Raw genomic sequence first — 6,014 nt, 5'->3', positions numbered from 1 at the left:
ATGTTCACCGAGGTACCTCGGTGAACATCACGCCTCAGAGCACCCGGGAGAGAAACGCTCGGGTGCGCTCGTGCTGGGGGTTGCCGAGGACGTCGGCCGGGAGGCCCTCCTCGACGATCACGCCGCCGTCCATGAAGACGACCTTGTCGGCGACCTCACGGGCGAAGTTCATCTCGTGGGTGACCACCATCATGGTCATGCCCTCGGCAGCCAGGTCCTTCATGACGGCCAGAACGTCCCCGACGAGCTCCGGGTCCAGAGCGGACGTCGGCTCGTCGAAGAGCATCATGTCGGGGTTCATCGACAGCGCCCGCGCGATGGCGACGCGCTGCTGCTGGCCGCCGGAGAGGTGAGCCGGGTAGGCGTCGGCCTTGTCCGAGAGCCCGACCTTCTCCAGGTTGGCTCGAGCGATCTCCAGCGACTCGGCCTTACCGCGCTTGAGCACCTTCTCCTGAGCGACCGTCAGGTTGCGCAGCACGGTCATGTGCGGGAACAGGTTGAACTGCTGGAAGACCATCCCGATCCTGGCGCGCAACGCGTCGACGTCGGCGTCCGGATCCGTGATCTCCTCGCCCTCGACCAGGATCGTGCCGCTGGTCGGCTCCTCGAGCATGTTCACGCAGCGCAGCAGCGTCGACTTGCCGGACCCGGACGGCCCGACCACGCAGACGACCTCGCCACGGCCGATGTGGAAGTCGATGCCCTTGAGCACCTCGTTGTCGCCGAAGTACTTGTGCAGCTGTTGTACGTCGATCGCGGCGGCGCCACGATCGGAGGTCGTCTGGGTCATCAGCGGGCCTTCCCGGACTTGGCTTCCATGCGGCGTACGACGATCGAGAGCGGCACCGTGATCAGCAGGTAGCACAGCGCGATGGTGACCATCGGGGTCAGGTTGGCGTTGGCGTTCATCGCCTCGCGACCGAAGGCGGTGAGCTCGTACTCGTCCAGCGACAACCCGAGGATGTAGACCAGCGAGGAGTCCTTGGTGAGCAGGATCAGCTCGTTGGTCAGCGGGGGCAGGATCACCCGGAACGCCTGCGGGAGCACGATGGTGACCATCGCTCGCGTGTGCGTCATGCCCAGCGTGCGCGCTGCCTCGTACTGACCCTTCGGCACCGCCTGGATGCCGGCCCGGATCGTCTCGGCCATGTAAGCGCCGCCGACCAGACCCAGCGCCAGCGTGACGGTGGCGAGGTTGGAGAGCTGGACTCCGAAGGCCAGCGAGAGTCCGAGTCCGAGCACCAGGAACACGACCAGCGCCGGCAGCCCGCGGAAGAGCTCGATGATGCCGGTCGAGATCCACCGGTACGGACCGACGCTCGAGAGCCGCATCAGCGCCAGGACCAGGCCGAGCGCGAGCCCGAAGGCGAAGCCGCACGCGGTGTAGATGATCGTGTTCTTGAGGGCGATCACGATGACATCGGGGAACTGTGCCCGCGCAATGTCCAGGTCGAAGAACGCGCGCCTGATCTCACCCCAGTCCGCGACCAGTGCCAGGACCACGACCAGCAGCACCAGCACGGCGTACTGGATGTAGCGGACGAGCGCCGCGCGCTTGCGCGGCGACATCCGCTTCTTGGGAACTACTGCCGTGCCCGTCACTGGGCGGCAGCCTCCCCGAACCACTTCTTGTAGACCTCGTCGTAGGCGGCCTTGTCGTTGATGCCCTTGTTGAGCACCTCGATCAGCTTGTCGTTGCCGTTCTTCTTCACCGAGAAGCCGTACGCCTCACCGGTCTGGAACTCACTCGTGATCTCCATGTCGGTGTTCTCCTTGACGAAGTCGTAGAGAAGACCGTTGTCGTTGACGCCGGCGTCGGCCTTGCCGGACTTGACCGCCTGCATCATCAGCGCAGAGTCCTCGAGCGTGATGATCTTGGTGTCCTTGGGGGCGTTCTCCTTGACGTAGTCGGCGCCCGTCGTCGCCTCCTGGACCGCGATGGTCTTGCCGCCGAGGTCGTCGAGCGAGGCGTAGCCCGCGCCCTTCTTGGTCATCAGGGCCTGGGTCGCCTCGAAGTAGGGCTCGGAGAAGTCCATGACCCCCTCCCGCTCCTCGGTGATCGTCATCGCGCCGGCGGCGACGTCACACTTGCCGGAGTTGAGCGCCTCGCCCGAGACGATGGTCTCCCAGCCGATGTTGACGACCTCGGTCTCGAGCTTCTCAGCATCCGCCGCGATCTTGAGCACGTCGATGTCGAAGCCGACGACCTCGCCGCCCTCGTTGAACTCGAACGGCTTGTAGGGAAGGTGCGTGCAGATGGTCAGGGTGTCGGCCTTGACCAGCTTCGCACCCGACGTCGAAGTGCCACCCTCGTCGCCGCCACCGCAGGCGGCGAGCGCCAGCCCCAGGGCAGGAACGGTCAGGACAGCAGCGAACTTCCGCAGATTCATGCGGGGCACTCTACGACGCTTTGGACGACGATGGCCCGCCACCCCTCGGGGTGGCGGGCCATCAGAGCGACTTGAGGATCGCCGAATGCAGACCGCTGCGTGGATCTCGACCCGCTTCGCGGCTTCGCTAGCTCAGCCGCTGCGCTGGCGCCCTTCGGGCGCCTTACTCCCTCGCTCGGCGCGAACGGACGAGCAAGCTCGCCGTTCGACCTCACTCAGTCGTCACGCTCGATCCCTTCGCGTTGCGACCCTGTTCGTTCCTCACAGGGTCGCAGGCTCAGGCCTCGTCCTCGCCCGCGACGTTCTTGATGCGGTTGGGGTCGACCTGGACACCGGGGCCCATGGTGGTCGAGACGGTGACCTTCTTCAGGTAGCGACCCTTGGAGGAGGACGGCTTCAGACGAAGCACCTCCTCGAGAGCAGCGGCGTAGTTCTCGGCGAGCTGAGCCTCGGAGAAGGAGGCCTTGCCGATGATGAAGTGAAGGTTGGCGTGGCGGTCGACCCGGAAGTCGATCTTGCCGCCCTTGATGTCGGTCACGGCCTTGGCCGGGTCCGGGGTGACGGTGCCGGTCTTCGGGTTCGGCATGAGGCCACGGGGGCCGAGCACGCGGCCGAGGCGGCCGACCTTGCCCATCATGTCGGGGGTCGCGACGACGGCGTCGAAGTCGAGCCAGCCGCCGGAGACCTTCTCGATGAGCTCGTCGCCACCGACGACGTCGGCGCCGGCCTCGCGAGCGGCCTCGGCCTTGTCCGGAGCAGCGGCGAAGACGATGACGCGCATCGTCTTACCGGTGCCGTGGGGCAGGCTGACGGTGCCGCGCACCATCTGGTCGGCCTTACGGGGGTCGACACCGAGACGCATGACGACGTCAACGGTCTCGTCGAACTTCTTCTTGCTGGAAGACTTGGCGATCTTGATCGCGGCCAGCGGGGCGTACAGCTCGTTCTGGTCGAACGTCTCCGACGCCGCGCGGTAGGTCTTGCTGCGCTGCATGGTGATTCCTTTGGTAGTTAAGAGGAGATGTGGTTAGCGAGCCAGCGCGGCTCTCCCACGTATCAGTCGGTGGTGACGCCCATGGAGCGGGCGGTGCCCTCGACGATCTTCATCGCTGCGTCGATGTCGTTGGCGTTGAGGTCGGGCAGCTTGGTGGTCGCGATCTCGCGCACCTGGTCCTTGGTCAGCTTGCCGACCTTGTCCTTGTGCGGGACGGACGAGCCCTTCTTCAGACCGGCGGCCTTCTTGATCAGCTCAGCGGCCGGCGGGGTCTTCGTGATGAAGGTGAACGAGCGGTCCTCGTAGATGGTGATCTCGACGGGGATGACGTTGCCGCGCATGGACTCGGTCTGGGCGTTGTACGCCTTGCAGAACTCCATGATGTTGACGCCGTGCGGACCGAGCGCGGTACCGACCGGCGGGGCCGGGGTCGCGGAGCCGGCCTGCAGCTGCACCTTGACGAGCGCTGCGATCTTCTTCTTCGGAGGCATTCTTGAGATCTCTTCCTTCTCGTGGTCATGACGAAGCCGTTGGTACGTTTCGGCCTCTGCCACCTGCTGTGTTGCTCTCGCAACTGGTCAATTGTCCGTGATCCGCGCGGGTTCGCGAAATCAGCGCAGGGCGGCCCACTGAGTGAGACCCCCTGAGTGACGGACACCACTCCTCTTGGCATACTCCCCCAGGGATTTACAAAGGGAGCTCAATTGTTCAACCGACGTCTGTCCATGTTTGCCGCGCTCGTGCCGCTGACAGCGCTCTCGGCGGCGTGGACCGCCGCCGCCACCGGCGCCGGGTTCGATCCGGTCCAGCCCGTGACGCTGCCGGGCGGCGAGACCCTGGTGACGTCGGCGATCGACCAGCCCGCGAGCGTCACCGAGCCCGCGCCCGCACAAGGAGCCCGCAAGGGCGCCCGAACCGGCACGATCGCAGTCGCGATGGCGCAGGGAAGCGACATCCCGATGCCGGCGCTGGCCGCCTACCAGCGTGCGGCCGCCGTCGTCACCACCGCCGACCGGGCCTGTGCCCTCGACTGGACGCTGCTCGCCGCCGTCGGGATGGTCGAGTCCGACCACGGGCGCCTCAAGAGCAGCCGGCTCGACGACTCGGGCAAGGCCTCTCCCGCCATCTACGGCCCGACGCTGACCACCACCGCCGGCGACCCGGCGCCCGACACCGATGCCGGCGCGGTCGACAAGCTCACCAGCGGCGACCGGGCCGTCGGCCCGATGCAGTTCATCCCCTCGACCTGGCCCTTGGTGGCCGTCGACGGCGACGGCGACGGCGTACGCGACCCGCAGGACATCGACGACGCCGCCCTCGCCGCCGCCGTCTACCTCTGCTCCGGCGACGACGACGTCTCCACCGACAAGGGGAAGCAGGCCGCGCTCACCCGCTACAACCGCAGCCAGGCGTACGTCTCCACCGTCCTGAAGATCGCCAAGGGCTACGCCGACAGCCCCTACGGCGGCGACGACATCGAGCTCGCCGCCGCGCCCGCGCATGCCGAGCCGAAGTCCGGGCGCCCGGGCCCCAACGCGACGAAGCGGGCCGACAAGAAGCCCGGGAACACGAAGCACCACGCCACCACACCGAAGCCGAGCGCCGGCGCCCGACCGTCGAGCGAGCCGAGCTCGAGCCCCTCGACGAGCCCCAGCCCCAGCGCCACCCCGACCGACGACGGCAGCTGGGCCTCGATCCCCGAGAGACGTGCGATCTGCGGCGCCGAGCTGGCCTCCCGCTTCCCCGACCTCGCCGCCGGCTGGGACACCAACCGCGCCGTCGACTCCTGCAGCATCCGGCTCCTCGGCAAGACCGTCACCCAGGCCAACGCCGCCGCTCCCGGAGTCGTCACCGACATCACCGGGTACGTCGAGTGGCTGATCAAGACGCTGCCGTAGCCTGACCGTTGGTCGAGCGCCGGCCCTCACCGCCTGCAACTTCCACACACATGAACGGAAGTGGCCAGGCCTGGACGAGGTGGGTCGGCCGGCGATCAGTCTCCTTGACAGGTGGCCAACGCGTCTTCGGCCTTCGTCACCGCACCTTCGGCGGCGTCGAGCTTCTTCTCCGCCGCCGCCACGGCGGCCTCCGCCTTTGCCGCCTCGGCGGTGAGTTCGGCAGCCTTCGCGGTGAGCTCCGCCGACTTCGCCATGATGTCCGCGAACGCAGCAGCATCCTCAGCGCTGGTGCCCATGCTCGCGGCGTCGGCTTCTTCGCCGATCTTGTCGGCCTCTGCCCCCGCCTTCTCCGCTGCGGCCGACGCCTCGGCGAGCACTGCTTCCACGTTCTCGACCTCGGCCTGCAGCGGCGTGACTGCCGCCTCTGCCGTCTTGACTGCCGCCTCCTCCACCGGGCATGAGGCTGCGCCCGGCTCCGATCCGGCACCGCACGCGGCGAGAAGGGGCATGGCGACAGCGGCGAACGACACCGCGATCCGAGTCCTGATGGGCACGTTCATCGTGGGGCTCACTCTCAATCTGGCGACGACATCGATCGGGGACAGATCGCCACCGGTGGGCCGGCCCGAGGCGACGCCCGCCCGGCAGCATCCAGGGCAGGCTAAACGGCATTCATCTGCGCCGCATCGGCAATTCAGCCGGCCGGTACGAAATCGCGGAACGCCCGGGCTT

General features: G+C 67.3%; 7 protein-coding genes. 1 reads left to right on the top strand and 6 read right to left on the bottom strand.

Annotated features, from left to right (window positions below; all coding sequences use genetic code 11):
* Window positions 1-34: 34 nt before the first annotated feature.
* From ACFU7D_RS28290 to rplK, 5 genes are all read right to left on the bottom strand, one after another.
* Window positions 35-790, bottom strand: coding sequence for an amino acid ABC transporter ATP-binding protein (locus ACFU7D_RS28290; protein WP_378873545.1), 756 nt, complete (start codon window positions 788-790; stop codon window positions 35-37).
* Window positions 790-1,569 carry an amino acid ABC transporter permease gene (locus tag ACFU7D_RS28285; RefSeq protein ID WP_378873543.1) on the bottom strand — a complete coding sequence of 260 codons (780 nt, stop codon included), beginning with the start codon at window positions 1,567-1,569 and terminating at the stop codon, window positions 790-792. Before ACFU7D_RS28285 ends, ACFU7D_RS28290 begins: the two co-directional genes overlap by 1 nt.
* A gap of 29 nt (window positions 1,570-1,598) precedes the next feature.
* Complete coding sequence (locus ACFU7D_RS28280; RefSeq protein ID WP_378873541.1) at window positions 1,599-2,390, bottom strand: transporter substrate-binding domain-containing protein; 792 nt, start codon at window positions 2,388-2,390, stop codon at window positions 1,599-1,601.
* Window positions 2,391-2,667: 277 nt separating this feature from the next.
* The gene (gene rplA / locus ACFU7D_RS28275; RefSeq protein WP_378729208.1) at window positions 2,668-3,384 is read right to left on the bottom strand and encodes a 50S ribosomal protein L1; all 717 of its coding nucleotides are present in this window, start codon (window positions 3,382-3,384) and stop codon (window positions 2,668-2,670) included.
* Between the two features lie 62 nt (window positions 3,385-3,446).
* Window positions 3,447-3,875: a 50S ribosomal protein L11 gene (gene rplK / locus ACFU7D_RS28270; protein ID WP_045550585.1), complete on the bottom strand. Its 429-nt coding sequence runs from the start codon at window positions 3,873-3,875 to the stop codon at window positions 3,447-3,449.
* A gap of 234 nt (window positions 3,876-4,109) precedes the next feature.
* Between rplK and ACFU7D_RS28265 the strand changes: the two genes are divergently transcribed.
* Window positions 4,110-5,282, top strand: coding sequence for a lytic transglycosylase domain-containing protein (locus ACFU7D_RS28265; protein WP_378873539.1), 1,173 nt, complete (start codon window positions 4,110-4,112; stop codon window positions 5,280-5,282).
* 95 nt (window positions 5,283-5,377) lie between these two features.
* Here ACFU7D_RS28265 and ACFU7D_RS28260 read toward each other — a convergent pair whose 3' ends face one another.
* Window positions 5,378-5,842 (bottom strand): hypothetical protein, encoded by a 465-nt coding sequence (locus tag ACFU7D_RS28260; RefSeq protein WP_378873537.1) that lies wholly within the window; start codon window positions 5,840-5,842, stop codon window positions 5,378-5,380.
* Window positions 5,843-6,014: the final 172 nt, after the last annotated feature.

The sequence above is a fragment of the Nocardioides sp. NPDC057577 genome (assembly GCF_042801335.1).
Lineage (GTDB): Bacteria > Actinomycetota > Actinomycetes > Propionibacteriales > Nocardioidaceae > Nocardioides.
The sequence above is the reverse complement of the archived record's forward strand: the minus strand, read 5'-3'. Positions and strand labels throughout refer to the sequence as shown.